The following is a 20097-nucleotide window of genomic DNA, read 5'->3' on the forward strand; positions in this document are numbered from 1 at the left end:
CTCACCAGTATCGGACTCGAGTGTGCGGGCATCCTGACCCACCCCCTCGCAGTCTGGGAGATCGCTGACCCAGCCGACCACGGGTAGGCGTGGTGACCTGCGAAAACGACGACCGGTGTGATGCGGCAGACACGCGCTTCACACCATTTCCCCAGCCGTGTGAACCCCGTCTTCCCTCAGCGCAGGAGGACTCCGCCGAGGCGGTCCGCCGGACCGTCGGAATCGGTGAGTTCGAACAGCTGGAAACGCGGGTGGTCCGGGCTCGACGCGAGGGTGAGGAGGAAGGCGGCGCCGTCGTCCGCTCTCACTGCGTGTTCCTCGTCGGGGCCGATCATCACCAGCCCTCGCCGAGGCGGGTCGACCGAATCCGCCTGAGCGACCATGAGATTGACTGCGAAGCACGGCTCACCCAGTTCAGTGAGCACGACGGCTCGGTCCCCGCGGAAGCGCAGCGGAGTCAGCCGGGGAATGCGGTGTGTTCGACCGTCGACGGACAGCACCACCTCGGCGGTGGGCAGGAAGGTGCGCACCATCCCGGGCAGGGCGGAGAACTCGGCGGTGCGATCGAGCCGTGCGATGCTCAGTCGCCACGGCCGCGCAAGCGGGGTCAGATTCCCGGAGTCGGCGAGGGAGACGAGCTCGGTCGTCTCCCCGGCACCGTTGGCCCAGGGAACGGGATCACGATCGTCAAAGCTGGTGAGAACGCGCATGGAACCACTTTAGACGGACCTGCGACGGGCTGTTCACAACCTCGGAATCGGGGGTTCCCGCGCAATCGGGGTTGCCATGAGAGCTGAGAGGACTAGCCTTGAGTGGTGTTTTTGGTCGGGGCGACCCGGCTGAGAACAACGACATCAACCAGAACGATGAGGGGCTCGCGGAGACGACTGCGCGTGATTCTCACACTCTGTGGATTCGCGCCCGGGTCGCGTTCCCGCAAGCCTCTCACCGGCAATCGGAGGGAGGGACATGTTCGGACCGGATAATGTCCGCCGGCGGTGGCGGCCGGAAGAGATCACAGTGACCAAGCCCGACGTCACGAAGCGGGCCATCGGCGCCGCGGCCATCGGCAACATCACCGAATGGTACGACTTCGGTGTCTACGGCTACCTCGCCGTCGTGATTGAGGGAATCTTCCTGCCGGAGGACTCAGGACCGATCGGGACCGTCATCGTCGCCGGACTCTTCGCCGTCGCCTTCCTTGTCCGTCCGCTCGGCGGTCTGGTGTTCGGCCCTTTGGCCGACAAGATCGGGCGCAACAAGGTGCTGGCGATGACGATGATCATGATGGCCGCCGGCACCTTCCTCATCGGTGTCATCCCCGACTATGCGACCGTCGGCCTCTGGGCACCGTTCCTGTTGCTGGCCTGCCGTCTGCTCCAGGGCTTCTCCACCGGCGGCGAGTACTCGAATGCGATGACCTTCATCGCCGAATACGCACCCGACCGGCGCCGCGGCTTCCTCGGCAGCCTGCTCGAGGTCGGAACGTTCACCGGCTACGTCCTCGGTGCACTCGTCGCCACGATCATGCAGGCTGTTTCGACTCCCGAGTTCCTCGAGTCGTGGGGCTGGAGGATCCCGTTCTTCGTCGCTCTGCCTCTCGGCTTCATCGGCGTCTACCTGCGCACGAAGCTCGCGGATACTCCTGCCTACAAGGAGATGGAGAAGCTCTCCGAACAGGAGGAGCAGAAGAACCACGCTAAGGGCGAGTTCAAGAAGATCTTCAAGCTGTGGCCGAACCTGCTGGCCTGCTGTGGTCTGGTGCTGGCCTGGAACGTGACGAACTACATGCTCACCTCCTTCATTCCCGTGTACTTCCCGATGGTCGAAGACCTCCAGGGCAGCGGCGGAGTCTCAGAACTGACCTCGCAGGTCCTGCAGATCATCGTCATGGCCTGCTGTCTGGCGCTGATCCCGGTCATCGGCAAGCTCTCGGACAGGCTGGGCCGCAAGGCCGTTGTGCGCGCGGGAGCGCTCTCGCTCATCGTGCTCTCGTTCCCGTCACTGTGGCTCATCCGCGGGCACAACGACTTCGTGGTCTTCCTCGGCCTGCTCATCATGGGGCTCAGCCTCATCTGCTTCAGCGCTACGATGCCCTCGACTCTGCCGTCGCTGTTCCCGACGATGGTCCGCGCCGGTGCACTGGCGATCGCGTTCAACGTCTCGATCTCGCTGTTCGGCGGCACGACGTCGTTCGTCATGACCTCGCTCATCAACGCCACCGGATTCCTCATGTGGCCGGCGATCTACCTCATGGCCGCTGGAGTCATCGGGCTCGTCACGATCCACTTCGTGCCTGAGAGCAATCGTCGTCCGCTGTGGGGTTCGACTCCGTCGGCGGCGTCGAAGGAAGAGGCGAAGGACCTCGCCCAGGAGCTCAACGAGGAGGCCGACCTGGTCTGAGCCGGCGCGTGTCAGCGCCGATGGTCTCTCCGGATCAGCTCTGGGCGGGGCCGGTCATCCCTTGCACAGGCAGAACGGGTGGCCAGCCGGGTCGAGGAACACTCGGAACGTCTCTCCCGGCTGCTCTGGGGCCTTGCCTGCGCCGATCTCGAGCACGGCTTCCTCGGCGACGTCGAGATCATCGACCATGACGTCGAGGTGCATCTGCTGCGGGTGGGCCTGCCCGGGCCAGCTGGGTGCGTGGTAGTCCTCGACCTGCTGGATGCAGATCGGCGGCCAGGAGTTGGAGACGACTTCTGCCCAGGTGCCGTCTTCTTCGACGGTGACCGACCAGTCCAGGAGTTTGCCGTAGAACTCTGCGAGTTCACCGGCGTCAGGGGCGTCGAGCACGACAACGGGCTGCTTTGCGATAGCCATGCCCCGAGTCTACGCCGCCGCACTGACACAGCGAAGGGCTGGACACCAGGGCGTAGGATTGTTGAGCAGATCCGCCGATGTTTCCGCGTACTCTCGGCCGCACCGGCTCCACACGATGAAGGTTCGCGATGAGTTCTCATGCCCTGCCCGTCGGCGACGGTCCGTCGGTCTATGTCATCCATGACAATCCGGAATGGATCGCTCCGTTCACGGATGCGCTCGACCGCCTCGGCGTCGCCCATGTCGAATGGCTCCTTCCCGACGCATCGATCGATCTCGCCGCCGAGCCCCCACAGGGGGTGTTCTGGTCGCGACTGTCTGCGTCGGCGCACACCCGGACCGATCCGCATGTGAAGGAGTACGGGCGTGCGGTCCTCGACTGGCTCGCGGCCGCTGGGCGCCGGGTCGTCAACGGTCGCGATGTCTACGAGCTCGAGGTGAGCAAGGTCCGTCAGCATCGCGAGCTGGCCGGCCGAGGGTTCGATGTGCCGCGCACCGCGGCCGCGTTCGGACCGCGGGCGCTCGTCGGGGCCGCGGCCGGCTTCACTCCCCCATTCATCACGAAACACAATCAGGGCGGCAAGGGCCTCGGTGTGCGTCGCTTCGACTCCCACGCCGAGCTCGAGGCGGTCGCCGATGAGTTCGCGCCCGGTGGAGCGAATGCGCCGATCGACGGCATCACCCTCATCCAGGAGTATGTGCAGCCTGCCCAGCCGTTCATCACCCGTGCCGAATTCATCGGCGGACGCTTCCACTATGCGGTGCGCGTCGACGTCTCAGGTGGGTCGTTCGAGCTGTGCCCGGCCGATGCCTGCACGATTCCGAGTGCCGGGGCCGATCCCGACGTCGAGGCGGTCCCACAGTTCGCCCGCCGTGAGGAGATCACGGCCGGAACACCGCTCATCGCTCGGCTCGAGACGTTGTTGGCCGACCTCGGCATCGAGATCGCCGGCGTCGAGTTCATCGAGACCGCCGACGGCCGTCAGGTCGTCTACGACATCAACACGAACACGAACTACAACCCGTCCGTCGAGTCCGCCGAACAGTCGGCAGGTCGTCAGCCTGCCGCGGACCGTATCGCCGATTTCATCGCCGACACCCTCGCCGAGGCGGCCCCACAGTCGGTATCCCCCGCCGGGTCCGCAGCCCGGTGAGGTCCCGCGCCCGCGTGCTCACTGAACTACTGGCGGAACTGCGAGCAGTCCGGCCAGGGCGTCGTGCGCTCATTGCCCTCGATGGGGTCGACGGTGCGGGGAAGACGATGCTCGCTCACGAGCTCGTGAATTTGGCCAAGACCGCTGCGGACGTTCCTGGACATGGTTCCGACCGCCGGGTCACCGCCATCAGCATCGACGGGTTCCACCACCCTCGGGCGATCCGCTACGCCCAAGGCAAGGGGCCAGACACCTTCTATCGCCGTTCCTATGACTACGGAGCTTTCGTCGATTCCGTCGTCGAACCATTTCGACGAGGCGGCACGGTCGTTCCAGCCGTGTGGGACGTCGACAAGGATCGGCCGATTGCGCCCGAACCTCGGAATCTGCCGAACGACTGCGTCCTCCTCATCGACGGAATCTTCCTCCACCGTCCCGAGCTTGTGGACCTCTGGGATGCGAGCGTGTGGGTCGATGTTCCCTTCGAGGTCTCGGTCCCGCGAGGAAACGAGCGGTTTGCCGGAGCCTTCGATGCCGATCCCGAGGATGAGTCGAATCGCCGCTACGTCGGTGGTCAGCGACTCTACTTCGCCGAGGCTGCTCCGTGGGAAAACGCCACATGGGTGCTCGACAATCGCGATCTGGAACGGCCGACCCTGATCCGCCGGTCCGGGCCCGACCGGCCCTGATCTGCCGGCCCTGGCCCGTTCGCTCTGACAGCACACCTTATCCCGATGATAGTGTCGAAGTGCTACAGGGGAGCGCCGAAAGGACCGGCGCTGAGAGTGCGCATGCAGACCCTTTGAACCTGATCCGGTGAGCACCGGCGGAGGGAGTGGACAAGCAATGACCACCACAGATTTCGACACATCGATCACCGTGGACGCCGACGGAGCTGTATCAGCACTGGTGAGTTCGACCAGCCGGCAGTGGGCGGGAGCGGTCGATCACCGGTTCGTCCGGGAACTGTTCGTCGGCAGCATCGACGACGCAGTGATGCGCGACTATCTTGTGCAGGACTATCAGTTCTTCGAGTCGTTTCTGTCGATGCTCGGCGCGTGCGTGGCCCACGCCGATGAACTCGAGGCGAAGCTGCGGTTCGCCCGGCAGCTGGGAATGCTCGTCGCCGATGAGGACACCTATTTCGTCGACTCCTTCGCCGAATTGGGAGTCGATACAGCCGATTATCTCCACCCGGAGCTGACCGCCCCGACGGTTGGGTTCCGCGATCTCATGGACTCGTCAGTCGCTTCGGCGTCGTATCCGCAGCTGCTCGTCGTCCTCGTCGTCGCCGAATGGCTCTATCTCGACTGGGCCGAGTCCCGGAAGGACATGCCGCCGCGACATATTCACCGAGGCTGGATCGATCTCCACCGAGGCGAGGCCTTTCACGGGTGGGTGCAGTTCCTCGTCGACGAACTCGAACGCGTCTTCCCCTCCGGCGACGCCGAAGCCGCCGACTCCTTGACCCGCGTGTGGCGGCACGCCGTCGATCTCGAATGCGCTTTCTTCGACAACGTGTACGACAACTGAGCCGCCAGGGAACGCACACCGCAGCCGTCCATCTCACTGACCTAGACTGGTCACATGAGCACAGGTGTTGATGCAGTCGTCATCGGATCCGGCCCGAACGGCATGGCCGCCGCCGTCACCATGGCCCGTGCCGGGCTGAGCGTCGAAGTCTACGAGGCTCAGCCGACGATCGGCGGCGGCGCCCGCACCCTCGACCTCGGTCTGGCCCCCGGCGTCACTCATGACATCTGCTCGGCCGTCCACCCACTGGCCATCGCCAGCCCCTTCTTCGTCGACTTCGACCTGCGTGCCCGCGGCCTCGAGTTCACCACCCCCGAGATCTCCTACGCCCAGCCCCTCGACGGCAAACCCGCCGCGCTGGCCTTCCACGATCTCGAAAAGACGGTCGACCACCTCGGCGCGGCAGGACCGGAATGGCGGCGTTTCTTCGCTCCGCTGCTCGACCGGGTCGATGACGCGATCTGGCTCTCCCTCGGTGACAAACGTTCTGTGCCGGAGACCCTGCGCGACCTTCCCGGCATCGCGAACGTCGTGAAGTTCGGCCTGCGGCTCCTGTCCCAGGCCAGTCCCGCGTGGAACATTCCGCTCTCCCATGAATCCTCCCAGGCCCTGTTCACCGGTGTCGCCGCGCACGCAATCGGCGGGCTGCCGGCGATGGGCACCGCGGCCACGGCCACGATGCTCTCGACCGTCGCCCACGCGGGCGGCTGGCCCTCCCCCATCGGCGGATCGCAGTCGATCATCGACTACCTCGTCGCCGACCTCGAAGCCCACGGCGGAACCGTGCACACGGATGCGCGCATCGACCATGTATCGGACATGCCCGCTGCCCGCGCCTACCTGCTCGACACCTCGGCGCTGAACGCCGCGCAGATCTTCTCCGGCCTCATCCCGAGCCACGTCGACAAAGCCCTGCGCAGCTTCAAACACGGCAACGCCGCTGCCAAGGTCGACTTCGTCCTCGACGGCCCGGTCCCCTGGTCCGACCCCGAGGTCGGCCGTGCCGGCACTATCCACATCGGCGGATCCCGGGCGCAGATGGCCGCCGCCGAGGCACAGGTGATGTCCGGTCGCATGCCCGCCGATCCCGTGTGCCTCGTCTCGGATCCGACCGTCTTCGACCCATCCCGCGAGGTGAACGGCCTGCGACCGCTGTGGACGTATGCGCACGTGCCCTTCGACTGCCCGCTCGACCCGACCGAGTACATCACCCGCCAGCTCGAACGCTTCGCTCCCGGCTTCCGCGACCGCATCGTCGCGCACAACGCGATCCCCGCCTCCGAGATGGCCGGCCACAACCAGAACTACATCGGCGGGGACATCGCCACCGGCATCGTCTCCTTCTACCGGATGATGGCCCGCCCGCGCACCAGCTGGGACAACTACAGCCTCGGCGTGCCCGGTGCCTACCTGTGCTCGGCAGCGACCCCGCCGGCACCGGGCGTGCACGGGATGAACGGCTGGTTCGCCGCCCGCCGGGCTCTCAAGTCCCGGTTCGGGATCACGGAGGCCCCGAGCCTGGCCCCGGGCGACTGATCCCTCCCTGCCGGCCCCGACCGTCTGAGCGCGTCTCCACAGGGACGCGCGGCCGGCTCAGCCCCGCACCCACCGATCAGCGTCGCTGTCATAGTGCCATTCGGCCACCTCGGTGACGGCCTCGATGACGTTGTTCAGCCAGTACGTAGTATCCGGGTGCCAGCCCGCCACGAGACTCGCGGTCCGATCGTCCGTGTTACCTGCCGTGGGGATGGTCTCCGATTCCTCGCCGAGGCGGCCCTCCGCCACGTCGATGACCGCACCGGCCGTGCGCAGATAGCCGGCCAGACCGACGTGGACACCGTCGAATTCCTCGGCCACCCGTGACCAGTCGGGGATGACCCAGCGGCCCTTGCGCCCGGTGGTCTCGGACCAGACATAGCGGCGCTGGGCGGTGACGTCGAGCGGGTAGCGGCGGCACAGATCGGCCCAATCCTCGGGTGTCCGGATCTCGGCGATGCGAGCGTCCGGGCGCAGTCGCAGACGGCAGGCTCGGGCACGCTCGAGACCGAAATCGTCCTCGACGAGTTCGACGCCGATCAGGGTTCCGTCCGGCCAGGTCCCCGTCGACGACCAGAGCCCGTCTGGCGGAGTCGACCACCATTCGCCGCTGAGCTCCATATACGGGTTCTTGGCGAAATCGTGACGGTAACGGGTTCCCGTGGTGAGGACATCTGCAAGCCACTCGTCCAATCCCCAGGGGAGCCTCGTTCCGTCTTCGTCAAGAGGCGGGTATAGATCGGTCAGAGTGATTTCTATGCGCTCATCCGTCGGGCCTGTCTCGAGGTCGAAGACCGCGGGCAGTCCTGTGTGGCGTCCATTGACTTCATTGAGTTCTTTGTCGTCCCAGCCCAGCGCCCACTGATCATCGGGATCGAGTGGCTTCGACCAGGCATCTAGTAAGCCCGTGGAAACGAGCATCTCGGCGAAGGGACGCAGAGCCTCGCGCACCTCGCCGATTTCCGCGGTCCCCCAATCGTCATCATCAGGAGGCTGCCAATACACTGCAGCGTCGACTACGTCGGACATGGCTTCCTTAACTGCACTCCAAGTCGGCGCAATCGGGCACAGGCACCTCAGATTGCGCACCACCGCCTCCGCGCCTGGGGCTTCTTCATCGCCAGTCCACGGAAAACTCTCGACCTGCTCGAGGGCCAGCCCGAACACGAGCGAGCGTCCCCGCGGGGACGCGAGCAGATCCTCGGCGGACAGGCGGTCGTCATGAAGGGTCGGAGGCGCATCATCGGCGGTCATGACCTCAGACTACGCGAACACCTGTCAACTGGCCCTGATGGAATCGCCCGCGTCGAATCCTCCGTTGGCGCGCTCACCGGCACGACCGCCTCAGCGGCGGCGAGAATCCGCGCCCCTTTCGCGGCCTTCAAACCCGCGCCGAGGACCCCGATGATGACGAGGACGGCCCCGCACAGCTCGCCGACGGTGACCCGCTCGCCGAGGAAGACGAACGCCGCGCTCATTCCGACGACGGGCACGAGCATCGAGAAGGGGGCGACGACTCCGGCGGGGTTGCGCGACATCAGCCACGACCACACGCCCGAACCGAGGATCGTCGCGATGACCACTGTATAGATCAGCCCAGCGATGGCAAGAAGTCCGGTTGGGGTGGTCAGTCCCGAAAACGACGCCCCGACCCGGTCGGGTCCTTCGACCGCAAGGGAGAGGGCGAGCATCGGCACGGGCGGGACGAGCGACATCCACATCGTCAGCTTGATCGGCTCAGTGGTGTGAGCCTGCCGGTTGCAGATATTGCCGATCGCCCAGCCGAAGGCGCCGGCGAGGGTGAGGAGGAAGGGCAGGAAGCTCGCGTTCGAGTCGAAGCGCTGCCAGCCGACGACGGCGAGCCCTGCCATCGCGATGAGGAGGAAGGCCATCTGCGAGCCGCGGACCCTCTCGCGCAGGAATGTCATGCCCAGCAGCACCGTGAAGGGGCCCGAGGCTTGGAGGACGAGGGACGCGAGGCCCGCGGGCATGCCGGCGGCCATCGCCCAGTAGAGGAAGAGGAACTGCAGCAGTCCGAAGCCGAGTCCGTAGCCGATGATCCACCGCGCTTTGACGTCGGGCTTCGGTACGAAGAGCAGCGCGGGAACCGCGAGCAGGGCGAAGCGCAGAGCCACGAGGAAGAAGGGTGGGAACTGGGCCAGGGAGAGATCGATGGCGAGGAAATTCAGTCCCCACATGACCGCCACCGAGGCGGCGAGAAGGCAGTGCTTGAATGACATGGCCCCATTCTCAACTTCGAGAACAATGAAGCACAATCGCAGAGTGCTTCATCGACTCTGTAGCATGGCTTCATGGTCATCGATCCGAAGCATCTTGAGCTGCTGCGCCTGTTCGACGAATACGGCAGCGTCACCGCCGTCGCCGATGTCACCCATCGCTCCCCGTCGGCCGTCTCTCAGCAGCTGAGGCAGGCCGGGAGCGAGATCGGCCACGCTCTCGTCGAACCCGCCGGTCGCGGACTCACGCTCACAGCCGCGGGACGACTGCTCGCCGACGGTGGTCGGGACGTGGCCCGCACGCTTGCCCGGGTGCAGGCCCGATGGGAGGGCCACCTCGGCGAAGCTGCCGGAGAGATCGCCCTGGCCGGGCTGCCGAGCGCGCTCACCCACCTCCTCCCCGATGCGCTGCGCAGGCTGCGGGAGGACCACCCGCACATCGATCTGCGCATGGACGATGTCGACCTCGCCGAGCACGAATTCGCGGGGCTGACCCGAGATGTCGATATCGTCGTCGCACACAGCCTCGTCGCCGAACGCCCCCTGGGTACCGACGGACTCACCGTCGTCCCGCTCGCCCGCGAACCGATCGACGTGGCCCTCGCCATCGGCCATCGGCTTGCCGATCGCGCCGAGCTGACCCCGGACGATGTCGTCGATTGTCGCTGGGTGGGAGTGCCCCGCGGATACCCCTTCGACACGATCCTCACCTCGATCGAGCATCTCACCGGTCGCGACCTCGACGTCGTCCAACGCATCCGGGACAACCGGCTCATCGAAGCGATCGTCGCCTCCTCGGACCAGGTCGCGCTCCTCCCCCGGTTCACGACGCCGCGCGATGCGGGACTGTCACTGGTGCCACTGACGGGGGTGACGACGACACGCTGGATCGTAGCCGTGATGCGTCCGGACACGGCCGAACGTGTCGCGGTGCGCGCTGTGATCAGCGCGCTCAGCCGGGTCGACGACGCCGCGGATTAGGCGGTGCCCGTGCTGGTGAAGCGCTTGGGCACGAGCTTCTCCAGGGGCAGGAACGCCGCCCAGCAGATGACGGTCGGCAGGAAGTGGATGCCCAGCGCCAGGTAGGTCATGAGGTGGAAGAGGAAGAAGAAGGCTACGGCCCCGTACAGCCACCCGCGCTTGAGGAACAGCACAACCGGCGAAAGGAACTCGAAGACGAGTGTCGCCCATTGCGCGGCGATGAGGAGGCCGGGCATCTCGAGGAACGGTTTCGACCATTCGGCGCCGCGGCGCATGAGCGCCCAAATGATGACCGCACCGTTGGCCCAGTGGGTGATGTTGCCCGAGGCGATCCACTTCATCACCACCGAGTAGAAGTAGGTGAGGACGACGGAGATCTGCACCATCCGCAGCGCCCAGCCGGCCCGCGCCGAGGCGGTGCCGACGTCCCGGAAGCGCGCCGTTCCGATCGTCGGCAGGACGAAGGCGGCGATGACGAGCGCCATATGATCGTGGGCGACGTAACCGTAGCCCTGGGTGTAGAACATCCACGCGCCGAAGCTGAGCGCCACCGCCCAGCCGCTGAGGCGCTGAAGGATTCCGGCGGCGGCGAGCAGCGAGAAGACGATGATGAGGGTGAGCAGGATCTGCGCACCGAGGACGCTGACAGCAGGGATGTGGAGGAACCGGGCCAGCCACAGCGGCTGGTAGAACTCGGGCGTCCAGCCGTGGGCGATGACATCACCGGAGATCGTGAGCACATCGATGATGATGAACAGGTAGATGAAGACACGGAACACGGCCACCCGAGCGAGGGGGACCTCGGGCATGAACCAGCGGAGGAGCGGATTCGTGGGGGCCGCCTCGGTGGGGGTGGATCTCAAGGTCGGGATGCTGCTCATCGGACCTCCCACTTCGCCAGCGTCGTCTGTTCGGGTTCGCCGACGGCCAGGCCGTTCTTCAGCTGTGTGGTGGTGCGGCAGAGGATCATCGTTTCGGGCTTCGGTTCGTCCGGGTGCAGCCGGATGTACGAGTCGGCCATCGACTGCAGGAGTTCGGGGTGGGCGATGACTCTGTCGAGCTGGGATTCGACGTCACCGCGTTCGATGCCGACGGTCGCGGCATTGAACCCGAGGCGGCGCGGTTCGTCCTCGCCGGGGAACTGAGCTTCGATGCACGTGGAGTTCACGGTTCCGTTGAGGTCTTTGGCGGTGGCGTACTGGGTGAGCGATCCGAGCGGGAAGAAGTCGTTCGTGTTGAGGAACTGTCCGCAGGTGAGGATGACGAAGGCGATGGCGGGAACGACGATGCGCCAGCCGACGGAGACCTTCGACAGCGGTTTCACCCGGGTCGCGGGGTTCGGGGTACCGGTGGACGTGGCAACGTCGGTCGCGGACTCATCGGAGGCGGACTGATCCGAGCCGGGCTCGCCTGTGCGTGAGGCGGACGATGCGGCGGGGTCAGGCCCCTGAGCAGCGGGGTCCTGGCTCGTCAGGAGACGGCGCTTCTTCTCTTCCATACGCTTGCGGGACTCGTCCTCTCGGGTGCGGCTCGTTCGCAGACAATCCTATCCGCCCTTCTTACTACCTGCCGGGGGCTGAGCAACCTGGCGCCAGGTTGCTCAGCCCCCGTCAGGTAGTAATTGGGGTCAGGAGCTGCGGGCGTAGAGGTTGAGCTGTTCCCAGCCGGCCGCATATTTCTGGAAGGCGGCGACCGCTGACTCGGAATCGTTGTTGCTCAGTGCCGTGACCCACGAGTCGACGAGTTCGGCGGCTTCGCTCGGCCACAGCACATCGGACATCCCGCCGAGGTCGAGTTCGAGGACCGAGTTCATGTCGAAGGTGTCGATCCACTCGGCCAGAACCGAGGTCTGCTCGACCATATCGACGACCTTCGAGGTGTCCGCGATCGTCTCCGAGGCCCATTCCATGCGCGCCGAGGCGGCCAGGATATCCGTACGGATGAGCACCCGGAGGCCCTCGTCGGTCTCCTCGGTGATGATCTGATCCTCGGTCAGAGAGAAGAACAGCCACCACGACGGGGGCACGTCCCAGGCAGAGACGCGGGTGAAGATCCGCGTGTCCTTGGCGTCCTGCAGCCACTCCGCACGACGGCTGGCGGCACGTCGGCGAGCGGACTTCGGAGCGACGATGTCCAAGGTCGCCTTCGAGGTGTGCTCGGCCAGCGAATCGAGCGCCTCCCATCCACGAATGTCTTCCTGAGCAGGACAGAAACGGTCCACCCCGTCCGCGGTCTGAGACGCTGGGAGGTAGATCGGAGTGCGCCGAAAGGAATCAGCCACGGGCGAAGGCGGCAGGGAGATCAAGCGCTTGTCAGCGTCGTGGGAGATCTGCTCCTCGATGCGTGACCGGTTGTCCTCCACCTGCCTGTCTTGCAATTCGGAATGCACCACAAGGGGTTCGAAGATCCGCAGGGTGACGACATAATCGCGACGGTAGGCCATGGGTTCAGCCTATCCAAGGTCCACTCACAAAATGGAACTTCCCAGTATGAACAGGTAGGATTTAAGCGCATAGCAGAGATCTAGTCCGGGGCCATTCGCCCCATTGACGACGGAGGGGGTCACGCCAGTGGGTCGCGGCCGCGCAAAGGCAAAGCAGATCAAGGTAGCTCGGAAGCTGAAGTACTACAGCCCGGATACCGACCTTAATAGACTCCAGCAGGAGCTGGGCGCCGACGCGAGCAAGTCCGGTCCGTCCGATCCGTACGACGATGAACCCGACTACTCGGATTACGCCGACAAGTACAATGTCGACGATGACGACGAGTACGAGAACTGATCTCGGATGAGTCCAGCCGCACACGGCTGATCTGACACGCACTGAGGGCGGGGACTTCGGTCCCCGCCCTCTGTCGTGCGCGCAGACGGTCGTGGGCCCGCCGGTCCATCCGCTCGTGGGCATTCCCCCGCCGAGGCGGCACTCGCCATGCGCAACCGCGCCGAATGACCGAGAACTCGAGTTCCATCCCCTCGCCGAGGCGGCTGTGACCGAGGAGCATCACGCACCGTTGAGTGCAGTTCCTCCACTCCCGCGGCCATTACGCACCGCAAGCAGCACACCCCCGTGCAGGAACACGAGGGTGTGAGACTAACGGTGCGCGAAGCCTCTGCGCCGAGAAGGCGAGACTAACGGTGAGGGATGCCCCGCGACCAGGCCAGCCGGCTGCGCGAGGCACGCGACCCATTACTGCAGGATCGCGGCGCCGCCGTCGACGCCCTTGGCGCCCTGCACATAGTAGGGATCGGTCGCCAGAGAACCGTCATCGGCGGCGACCTCGCCGAGCACCCAGGCTCCGGGGCTCGCCTTGAGCACACCATCGACCGACGCTGCGTCGACGACGAGAACCATGCCGACGCCGAGGTTCCACGTGCGTTCGCGGTCGTCCTGCGGCACTCCGCCGAGGTCGCCGAGCACGGAGAACACCTCCGGGATCTCCCACGAGGCACGCGACATCGTCGCGACCAGCCCCTGCGGAAGAACTCTGGCCACATTGGCCGAGAGTCCCCCGCCGGTGACGTGCGAGACCGAATGCACCGCGTCGGGCAGTGCGTCGAAGAGAGCGGCGAGCTCGCCGGTGTAGACATGAGTGGGAACGAGCAGCTCCTCGCCGAGGCTGCGCCCGAACTCCGACACATGCTTGTCCAGACCCCATCCCGCCTCGGCGATGATGTGGCGGACCAGCGAGTATCCGTTGGAGTGGATGCCCGAGGACGGCAGACCGATGAGCACGTCCCCGGCACGGACCTTCTCCGGGCCGAGCAGCTTCGAAGCCTCGACGACTCCGGTGGCGGCACCGGCGACATCGTACTCATCGACCCCGAGCAGACCCGGGTGTTCGGCGGTCTCCCCACCGACCAGTGCGACACCGGCCGAGGCACAGGCGTCGGCGATTCCGCGCACGATATCGGCGATGCGTTCGGCCACGACCTTGCCGCAGGCGATGTAGTCGGTCATGAACAGCGGCCGGGCACCACAGACGATGATGTCGTCGACGACCATGCCGACGAGGTCATAGCCGATGGTGTCGTGCTTATCCATGGCTTGAGCGATGGCGACCTTCGTACCCACTCCATCGGTCGACGAGGCAAGCAGCGGACGCTCGAAGTCCTTGAGCACGGAGACGTCGAAGAGTCCGGCGAATCCGCCCATCCCACCGACGACCGAGGAGTTGTGAGTGGCCGAGACCGCGGCCTTCATGAGTTCGACGGCGCGGTCTCCGGCCTCGACGTCGACGCCTGCGGCGGCATAGGTGGTGGACTTCGGGTTCGCGTCGGAACTCAACTCAGCATCCTTTGTCGGCGGGGGTGTTGTTGACGGGAATCGGGTATTCGCCCGAGAAGCAGGCGGTGCACAGCTGGCTGCGCTCCTGCTGGGTGGCGGCGATCATGCCGTCCAGAGAGATATAGCCCAGAGAGTCCGCACCGAGGTTCTCGCAGATCTCGTTCGTCGTCAGCCCGTTGGCGATGAGCTCGGCACGGGTGGCGAAGTCGATTCCGTAGAAGCACGGCCACTTCACCGGCGGGGACGAGATGCGCACATGGACCTCTGCCGCTCCGGCTTCCCGCAGCATGCGCACCAGCGCCCGCTGGGTGTTTCCGCGCACGATCGAATCGTCGACGACGACGAGGCGTCGGCCTTCGATGTTCTCCCGGATCGGGTTGAGCTTGAGGCGGATGCCCAGCTGCCGCAGGGTCTGTGAGGGCTGGATGAACGTGCGTCCGACATAGGCGTTCTTCATCAGCCCCTGGCCGAACGGGATGCCCGAGGCCTCGGCATAGCCGACGGCCGCAGGGGTTCCGGATTCGGGAGTGGCGATGACGAGGTCGGCGTCGACCGGGTATTCCTCGGCGAGCTGCCGGCCCATCTGGGTGCGCGCGGCGTGGACGTTCTTGCCGGCGAGCATGCTGTCGGGACGGGCGAGGTAGACGTATTCGAAGACGCAGCGGGCCTGGTCCGGTTCGGCGAAGCGGTGCGAACGCAGACCGTCCTCGTCGATGGCGATGAGCTCTCCGGGTTCGATGTCGCGGACGAACTTCGCGCCGACGATGTCGAGCGCCGCGGTCTCCGAGGCGACGACCCAGCCGTTCTCCAGCCGTCCCAGCGACAGGGGCCTCACCCCGTGCCGGTCCCGGGCGGCGTAGAGGGTGTGCTCGTCCATGTAGACCAGCGAGAACGCACCTTCGACATGGGGCAGCAGGGTCAGGGCCGCCTCGGTGAGGTTCTCACCCTCTTCGGTCGCGAACAGCTCGGTGACCAGGGAGGTGTCGTTCGACGAATCACGGAAGGGCCGGGTGCGGGACGTCTTCTTCGTGGCCTCCTCGACGACCTTCGTCGCGTGGTCGCGACGGGAATCGGCCATGGCCTCGAGGGCGTCGAAGTTCGTCAGATTGCCGTTGTGCGCCAATGCCACGGTGCCGAACGGAGTCGGCCCCAGGGTGGGCTGAGCGTTCTCGAACGACGGTGATCCGGTCGTCGAATACCGTGTGTGCCCGACGGCGATATGGCCCTGCAGAAGCTCGAGATCGCGCTCATGGAAGACCTGGGAGACCAGGCCCATGTCGCGGTAGATGAGGATCTGCTTGCCGTTGCTGGCAGCGATTCCCGCGGACTCCTGTCCGCGGTGCTGCAGGGCGTAGAGCCCGAAGTATGTGAGTTTGGCGGTTTCCTCGCCGGGGGCCCAGACTCCGAACACACCGCATTCGTCCTGCGGTCCGCGGTCCTGGGGGTCGATTTCGTGCGTCAGCTGCCCGTCTCCTCTTGCCACGAGTGAAATTGTCTCATACCCGCAACGGCGCTCTGACCCGGTGATCAGACTGTGGAACCGGGGGCCGTATCCCGACCCGTTCCCGCCTCGTCCGCGTCGTCCGCCTCGTCGGCAGTGGGCACAACATCCTCTGCCGCAGGTGCGGCATCCTGGCTCGCCGAGGCGGTCCCACCCTCGGCGGCGCCGGCATCCGGGTCCTCCCCGCGGGCTTCGGCGATGCGACGGCGCGCGATCTCCTTCGGGTCGTCGACCATGTCGATCTGCGCACCGACCCGGAACTCCTTCGACTTCTTCCGTCCCAGCCAGTCGAGGATGAGCGCGACGAGTCCACCGAGGAACAGTCCGCCGATCCCGAGGACGAGCAACAGCAGGCCCAGTCCCTTGGCCACCGTGTAGCCCATCGGCATATCGGCCGGGTCGACGAAGACCGCGAGGATTCCAGCAAGCACGATGCCGAGCACCGCGCCGATGCCCATGAACACCGAGTACTTGGGGCTGCGACGGACGGAGACGTCGATCTGGTCCTTCATGATCTCCTTGGACACGTGGCCTTGAGGCCGATGAAACGCCGGGATCGCCCCGGAACAACAGGTCGCGAACAGTCTAGTCGAGTCAGCCTGAGGTTCCTCCCAGGCAGTCTCATGCCAGTTCCCATAAACTGGACACAACTATGCTGGACTCAACCAGATTGACGGTCACTGAAGACAGAGGTTCCGATATGTCCCATACGATCATCGTCGGCATCGACGGTTCCGACAACGCCGAATGCGCCCTGCAGTGGGCGATCACGCATGCACAGAAGACCTCCTCCGAGATCCGCATCGTCTCCGCCTACACCGTCCCCGGCGTCAATATGAGCCAGGCCGACATCGTCTTCCCCGCCGACTTCGACAGCGCTGTGAAGAAGACCGTCGAAGACATCGCCGAGGCGGCCGCCGCCACCGTCACCAAGGCCGGCGTTCCCGTATCGACGACGATCGCGCCCGGTGACGCCTCCGGGGTCATGGTCGAGCATTCGAAGAACGCCGCCCTCGCCGTCGTCGGCGCCCGCGGTCGCGGCGGGTTCGCCGGTCGTCTCCTCGGATCCGTGGCCCTGGCGATGCCCGCGCACTCCCAGTGCCCCACCGTCGTCGTCCCGAGCACGTGGCCGACCCGAGTCATGCCGACGACTCCCCTGCCCGTCGACGATCCCGTCCGCACGACGGATGATCCCTCCGCCGAGGCGGAACGACGAACCCGACCCGACTTCTCCGGGGAGGTCGTCGCCGCCGTCGATCCCTTCGAGACCGACACCCCGGTGCTGCGTGCCGCGGCCTCACAGGCCGCGATCTACGGTGTTCCGCTGCGCCTCGTCGGAGTCACCGCCACGCATATCCTCTCGCCCGAGTGGATGCCCAGCGAGGAACACCTCATCCGGATGTACGACGAAGCGGCGACGTCCTTCACCGCCGCTGCCGACTCCCTCAAGGGCGACTTCCCGGATCTCGAGGTACGGTACTCGGTCTTCGATGCTCCCGCCACCGAGGTGCTCGTGTCCGCCACATACACCGCCGATCTCATGGTCATCGGCTCCCGCGGCCGCGGTGGGTTCGTCGCCACCGTCCTCGGGTCGACGTCGCAGGGTGTGCTCTCGCACGCCGTATGCCCGGTGCGCGTGGTGCGGGTCAACCGACGTCAGCCCGGGCGCCGCCGCTGAGCCGCGTCCCTCTCACCCGAGGGCGATGAGCCCGATACCCACGACCACGATGAGGGCACCGGCGAGTTTGAGCACCACGTTCCTCTCTCCGAAGAACCACCAGGCCAGCAGGGTGCCGACGACGATCGAGGTCTCCCGTACGGGCGCCACGAGCGCCACCGGTGCCTGCTGCATCGCATAGAGGACGAGCACATACGCCAGGGGTGAGAGGATCGCCACGGTCACGAGCGCGCGTTTGTGGCTCGTCAGGATCTCCCTGAAATCGGCGCGCTTCTCCCGCCCGCCGGGAAGCGCGTAGGCTCCTGCGGTCATGATCAGCCCGACGCAGGCTTCGGAGACGGCGAAGTAGAGCAGCGGGGAGTCGCTGACATGGTTGACGGCGAAATCGTCCCACAGCGTGTATGAGGCGATGAACGCTCCGATCAGCCCGCCCCACGCGAGCCCGCGGCGCAATCCGTGGCTGCTGGTGGGGCCGTCCCCGCCGCGGGGACGGATCGTGACGACAGCGATCCCGGCGATGACGGTGAAGGCTCCGGCCGCCTCGGCGAGGGTGGGACGCTCACCGAGGACGGCCACGGCGATGATGATCGTGACCACGGGCCCGGTGCCGCGCGCCGTCGGATAGACGACGCCGAGCGGGGCGTGGTCGTAGCCGGACTGCAGGGCCACGGAGTAAGCGATGTGGAAGACCGCGCTCAGCGCCGCCGCACCGACCAGACCCCAGTTCAGCGACTGCGTTCCGGAGGCGATGATGACGATTGCTATCGGAGCGAGCAGGATCGCCGAGAGCCCGTGGTAGGCGAGCACGAAGGCAAAGCCCTTGCCGGTGACGGACTTCGCGGCGAGGTTCCATACGGCGTGGGCGACGGAGGCGATGAGGACGAGCCCGAGGACTGGGAAGGTCACCTCAGCACCGCCCTCTTCGGCACCGTCACAGTTTGATGGCGACGGTCTTCGTCTGCGTGTATTCGTCGAGAGCTTCGATGGACTTCTCGCGTCCGTAGCCGGACTTCTTGAATCCGCCGAAGGGCAGTTCGACTCCCCCGCCGGCACCGTAGGTGTTCACGAAGATCTGACCGGCGTCGACCTCGGCGGCCAGTCGGTGGGCACGGGAGATGTTCTGCGTCCACAGGGCCGAGACCAGACCGTAGTCGGTGCCGTTGGCCAGCGCCACGGCCTCATCGTCGTCGGCGAACGGCAGGGTCACGACGACGGGACCGAAGACCTCCTCCTGGGCGATCCGGGACTCCGGGTCGACGGAGTCGACGATGGTCGGGGTGATGAACGCCCCGGCCGCAAGGTCATCGGCCAGCCCGTCGGGCCGAGTGCCTCCGGTGACGATCTGCCCGGAATCGACTTCGGAGAGGAACCCGTCCACCCGCTCATGCTGCTTGGCCGAGATCAGGGGTCCGAGCATCGGGTCGTCGAGACCGTAGCCGATGGTCACCTGCGCCATGGCGGCGGCCATCTTCTCGACGACCTCGGCGTGGATGTCACGGTGGACGATGAGCCGGGACCCGGCCGAGCAGGTCTGCCCGGCGTTCTGGATGATGGAGCGCACCAGCGACGGGATCGCCGCATCGATATCGGCGTCGGAGAAGACGATGTTCGCGGACTTCCCACCGAGTTCGAGGACCGTGGGCACGACCCGATCGGCAGCGGCGTGGGCGATGGCCGAGCCGGTCTGTGTCGATCCGACGAAACCCAGATGTGCGACTCCGGGGTGGGCGCTCAGTGCCGCTCCCGCCTCGGCGCCGAGGCCGGTGACGACGTTGAAGGCTCCGGCCGGGAAGCCGACGGAGTGGATGAGTTCGGCCAGCCGTACGGTCGACCGCGGGGTCTCGTCCGCGGGTTTGGCGACGGCGCAGTTGCCGGTGGCCAGCGAGGTGGCGGCGGCGCGGCCGATGAGCTGGAGCGGGTAGTTCCAGGCCACGATGTGCCCGGTGACGCCGAAGGGCTCTCGGCGCGTGTAGACGTGCATGTCCTCGGCCAGCGGGATCGCGTGACCGTAGTAGGACTCGATGGTGTGCCCGTAGAACTCGAAGTAGCGGGCGCACACGTCGACGTCGGCACAGGCCTGGGTGAGAGGTTTGCCCGTGTCCTCGGATTCGATGCGGGCCAGATCGTCGCGGTTGGCGGTGATGACGGCCGCAGTGGCGATGAGCAGGCGGGAGCGCTGTTCGGGGCTCGAGCGCTTCCATTCCTGCTGTGCCTTCGCCGCAGCCTGCACCGCCCGATCGACTTCATCGGCCCCGGCGCGGGCGATATCGCCGAGCTGACCGCCGGTGGCCGGATCGATATTGGCGTAGGTGAGCAGGGACGGCACATGCCGCCCGCCGATGAACGACGTCGTCTGCGTGATCTGTGCGCTCAT

General features: G+C 66.1%; 20 protein-coding genes and 1 riboswitch. Of the genes, 8 read left to right on the forward strand and 12 right to left on the reverse strand.

Features of this window, described 5'->3' with window-relative positions; genetic code table 11:
* Nucleotides 1-176 precede the first annotated feature (176 nt).
* Nucleotides 177-710: a HutD family protein gene (locus HK108_RS16180; RefSeq protein WP_181272264.1), complete on the reverse strand. Its 534-nt coding sequence runs from the start codon at nt 708-710 to the stop codon at nt 177-179.
* Between the two features lie 310 nt (nt 711-1020).
* Between HK108_RS16180 and HK108_RS16185 the strand changes: the two genes are divergently transcribed.
* Nucleotides 1021-2403, forward strand: coding sequence for an MFS transporter (locus HK108_RS16185; protein WP_229664224.1), 1383 nt, complete (start codon nt 1021-1023; stop codon nt 2401-2403).
* Nucleotides 2404-2457: 54 nt separating this feature from the next.
* Here HK108_RS16185 and HK108_RS16190 read toward each other — a convergent pair whose 3' ends face one another.
* A complete protein-coding gene (locus tag HK108_RS16190; protein ID WP_139469148.1) occupies nt 2458-2820 on the reverse strand; it encodes a VOC family protein in 363 nt (120 codons plus the stop codon).
* A gap of 128 nt (nt 2821-2948) precedes the next feature.
* Between HK108_RS16190 and HK108_RS16195 the strand changes: the two genes are divergently transcribed.
* The 4 genes from HK108_RS16195 to HK108_RS16210 all read left to right on the forward strand — a co-directional run bounded on the left by HK108_RS16195 (nt 2949) and on the right by HK108_RS16210 (nt 7043).
* Nucleotides 2949-3974: an ATP-grasp domain-containing protein gene (locus tag HK108_RS16195; RefSeq protein ID WP_181272265.1), complete on the forward strand. Its 1026-nt coding sequence runs from the start codon at nt 2949-2951 to the stop codon at nt 3972-3974.
* A gap of 14 nt (nt 3975-3988) precedes the next feature.
* Complete coding sequence (locus HK108_RS16200; RefSeq protein WP_229664225.1) at nt 3989-4663, forward strand: nucleoside/nucleotide kinase family protein; 675 nt, start codon at nt 3989-3991, stop codon at nt 4661-4663.
* Nucleotides 4664-4719: 56 nt separating this feature from the next.
* A riboswitch (TPP riboswitch) is annotated at nt 4720-4826 on the forward strand.
* Nucleotides 4821-5507, forward strand: a complete 687-nt coding sequence (locus HK108_RS16205) for a TenA family protein (protein ID WP_181272266.1) — start codon at nt 4821-4823, stop codon at nt 5505-5507. Its footprint overlaps the riboswitch before it by 6 nt.
* A gap of 54 nt (nt 5508-5561) precedes the next feature.
* Nucleotides 5562-7043, forward strand: a complete 1482-nt coding sequence (locus HK108_RS16210; RefSeq protein ID WP_181272267.1) for a phytoene desaturase family protein — start codon at nt 5562-5564, stop codon at nt 7041-7043.
* A gap of 57 nt (nt 7044-7100) precedes the next feature.
* Here HK108_RS16210 and HK108_RS16215 read toward each other — a convergent pair whose 3' ends face one another.
* Both HK108_RS16215 and HK108_RS16220 read right to left on the reverse strand, forming a co-directional pair.
* Nucleotides 7101-8297: a hypothetical protein gene (locus tag HK108_RS16215; RefSeq protein WP_181272268.1), complete on the reverse strand. Its 1197-nt coding sequence runs from the start codon at nt 8295-8297 to the stop codon at nt 7101-7103.
* Nucleotides 8294-9283 carry an EamA family transporter gene (locus HK108_RS16220; RefSeq protein WP_181272269.1) on the reverse strand — a complete coding sequence of 330 codons (990 nt, stop codon included), beginning with the start codon at nt 9281-9283 and terminating at the stop codon, nt 8294-8296. Before HK108_RS16220 ends, HK108_RS16215 begins: the two co-directional genes overlap by 4 nt.
* A 72-nt stretch (nt 9284-9355) precedes the next feature.
* On the opposite strand from HK108_RS16220, the gene HK108_RS16225 reads away from it, so the two are divergent.
* Nucleotides 9356-10261 (forward strand): LysR family transcriptional regulator, encoded by a 906-nt coding sequence (locus HK108_RS16225; RefSeq protein ID WP_219922503.1) that lies wholly within the window; start codon nt 9356-9358, stop codon nt 10259-10261.
* On the opposite strand, the gene HK108_RS16230 is transcribed toward HK108_RS16225, so the two are convergent.
* The 3 genes from HK108_RS16230 to HK108_RS16240 all read right to left on the reverse strand — a co-directional run bounded on the left by HK108_RS16230 (nt 10258) and on the right by HK108_RS16240 (nt 12704).
* Nucleotides 10258-11142 carry an HTTM domain-containing protein gene (locus HK108_RS16230; RefSeq protein WP_181272270.1) on the reverse strand — a complete coding sequence of 295 codons (885 nt, stop codon included), beginning with the start codon at nt 11140-11142 and terminating at the stop codon, nt 10258-10260. The two genes, HK108_RS16225 and HK108_RS16230, sit on opposite strands and share 4 nt — an antisense overlap.
* Entirely contained in the window at nt 11139-11759 is a 621-nt protein-coding gene (locus HK108_RS16235) for a hypothetical protein (protein ID WP_181272271.1), read from the reverse strand. Before HK108_RS16235 ends, HK108_RS16230 begins: the two co-directional genes overlap by 4 nt.
* Nucleotides 11760-11888: 129 nt before the next feature.
* Nucleotides 11889-12704, reverse strand: a complete 816-nt coding sequence (locus HK108_RS16240; RefSeq protein WP_172175322.1) for a DUF8083 family protein — start codon at nt 12702-12704, stop codon at nt 11889-11891.
* A 127-nt stretch (nt 12705-12831) separates the two neighbouring features.
* On the opposite strand from HK108_RS16240, the gene HK108_RS16245 reads away from it, so the two are divergent.
* The gene (locus HK108_RS16245) at nt 12832-13041 is read left to right on the forward strand and encodes a DUF3073 domain-containing protein (RefSeq protein WP_139470410.1); all 210 of its coding nucleotides are present in this window, start codon (nt 12832-12834) and stop codon (nt 13039-13041) included.
* 405 nt (nt 13042-13446) lie between these two features.
* Here the strand turns inward: HK108_RS16245 and purM are convergent, their stop codons facing one another.
* From purM to HK108_RS16260, 3 genes are read right to left on the reverse strand one after another with little or no spacing between them, the layout of a single operon-like run.
* Nucleotides 13447-14544 carry a phosphoribosylformylglycinamidine cyclo-ligase gene (gene purM / locus HK108_RS16250; RefSeq protein WP_181272272.1) on the reverse strand — a complete coding sequence of 366 codons (1098 nt, stop codon included), beginning with the start codon at nt 14542-14544 and terminating at the stop codon, nt 13447-13449.
* A gap of 1 nt (nt 14545) precedes the next feature.
* Complete coding sequence (purF, locus tag HK108_RS16255; RefSeq protein WP_181272273.1) at nt 14546-16027, reverse strand: amidophosphoribosyltransferase; 1482 nt, start codon at nt 16025-16027, stop codon at nt 14546-14548.
* Nucleotides 16028-16071: 44 nt separating this feature from the next.
* Nucleotides 16072-16557, reverse strand: a complete 486-nt coding sequence (locus HK108_RS16260) for a hypothetical protein (protein ID WP_181272274.1) — start codon at nt 16555-16557, stop codon at nt 16072-16074.
* Between the two features lie 188 nt (nt 16558-16745).
* Between HK108_RS16260 and HK108_RS16265 the strand changes: the two genes are divergently transcribed.
* Nucleotides 16746-17723, forward strand: coding sequence for a universal stress protein (locus tag HK108_RS16265; RefSeq protein ID WP_181272275.1), 978 nt, complete (start codon nt 16746-16748; stop codon nt 17721-17723).
* A gap of 12 nt (nt 17724-17735) precedes the next feature.
* Here the strand turns inward: HK108_RS16265 and HK108_RS19150 are convergent, their stop codons facing one another.
* Together HK108_RS19150 and HK108_RS16275 are read right to left on the reverse strand one after the other, a co-directional pair.
* Nucleotides 17736-18629: an EamA family transporter gene (locus HK108_RS19150; RefSeq protein WP_181272276.1), complete on the reverse strand. Its 894-nt coding sequence runs from the start codon at nt 18627-18629 to the stop codon at nt 17736-17738.
* Nucleotides 18630-18654: 25 nt separating this feature from the next.
* Nucleotides 18655-20097 (reverse strand): aldehyde dehydrogenase family protein, encoded by a 1443-nt coding sequence (locus HK108_RS16275; protein WP_181272277.1) that lies wholly within the window; start codon nt 20095-20097, stop codon nt 18655-18657.

The sequence above is a fragment of the Brevibacterium sediminis genome, assembly GCF_013623905.1.
Taxonomy (GTDB): domain Bacteria; phylum Actinomycetota; class Actinomycetes; order Actinomycetales; family Brevibacteriaceae; genus Brevibacterium; species Brevibacterium sediminis.

Bases quoted from the DNA above. Each gene is read 5' to 3' on its own strand.
- HK108_RS16230 (WP_181272270.1), bottom strand. From the start codon at position 11,142: ATGAGCAGCATCCCGACCTTGAGATCCACCCCCACCGAGGCGGCCCCC.
- HK108_RS16240 (WP_172175322.1), bottom strand. From the start codon at position 12,704: ATGGCCTACCGTCGCGATTATGTCGTCACCCTGCGGATCTTCGAACCC.
- HK108_RS16265 (WP_181272275.1), top strand. From the start codon at position 16,746: ATGTCCCATACGATCATCGTCGGCATCGACGGTTCCGACAACGCCGAA.
- HK108_RS16205 (WP_181272266.1), top strand. From the start codon at position 4,821: ATGACCACCACAGATTTCGACACATCGATCACCGTGGACGCCGACGGA.
- HK108_RS16235 (WP_181272271.1), bottom strand. From the start codon at position 11,759: ATGGAAGAGAAGAAGCGCCGTCTCCTGACGAGCCAGGACCCCGCTGCT.
- HK108_RS16180 (WP_181272264.1), bottom strand. From the start codon at position 710: ATGCGCGTTCTCACCAGCTTTGACGATCGTGATCCCGTTCCCTGGGCC.
- HK108_RS16190 (WP_139469148.1), bottom strand. From the start codon at position 2,820: ATGGCTATCGCAAAGCAGCCCGTTGTCGTGCTCGACGCCCCTGACGCC.
- HK108_RS16210 (WP_181272267.1), top strand. From the start codon at position 5,562: ATGAGCACAGGTGTTGATGCAGTCGTCATCGGATCCGGCCCGAACGGC.
- HK108_RS16220 (WP_181272269.1), bottom strand. From the start codon at position 9,283: ATGTCATTCAAGCACTGCCTTCTCGCCGCCTCGGTGGCGGTCATGTGG.
- HK108_RS16260 (WP_181272274.1), bottom strand. From the start codon at position 16,557: ATGAAGGACCAGATCGACGTCTCCGTCCGTCGCAGCCCCAAGTACTCG.
- HK108_RS16275 (WP_181272277.1), bottom strand. From the start codon at position 20,097: ATGAGCGCACAGATCACGCAGACGACGTCGTTCATCGGCGGGCGGCAT.
- HK108_RS16225 (WP_219922503.1), top strand. From the start codon at position 9,356: ATGGTCATCGATCCGAAGCATCTTGAGCTGCTGCGCCTGTTCGACGAA.
- HK108_RS16195 (WP_181272265.1), top strand. From the start codon at position 2,949: ATGAGTTCTCATGCCCTGCCCGTCGGCGACGGTCCGTCGGTCTATGTC.
- HK108_RS16215 (WP_181272268.1), bottom strand. From the start codon at position 8,297: ATGACCGCCGATGATGCGCCTCCGACCCTTCATGACGACCGCCTGTCC.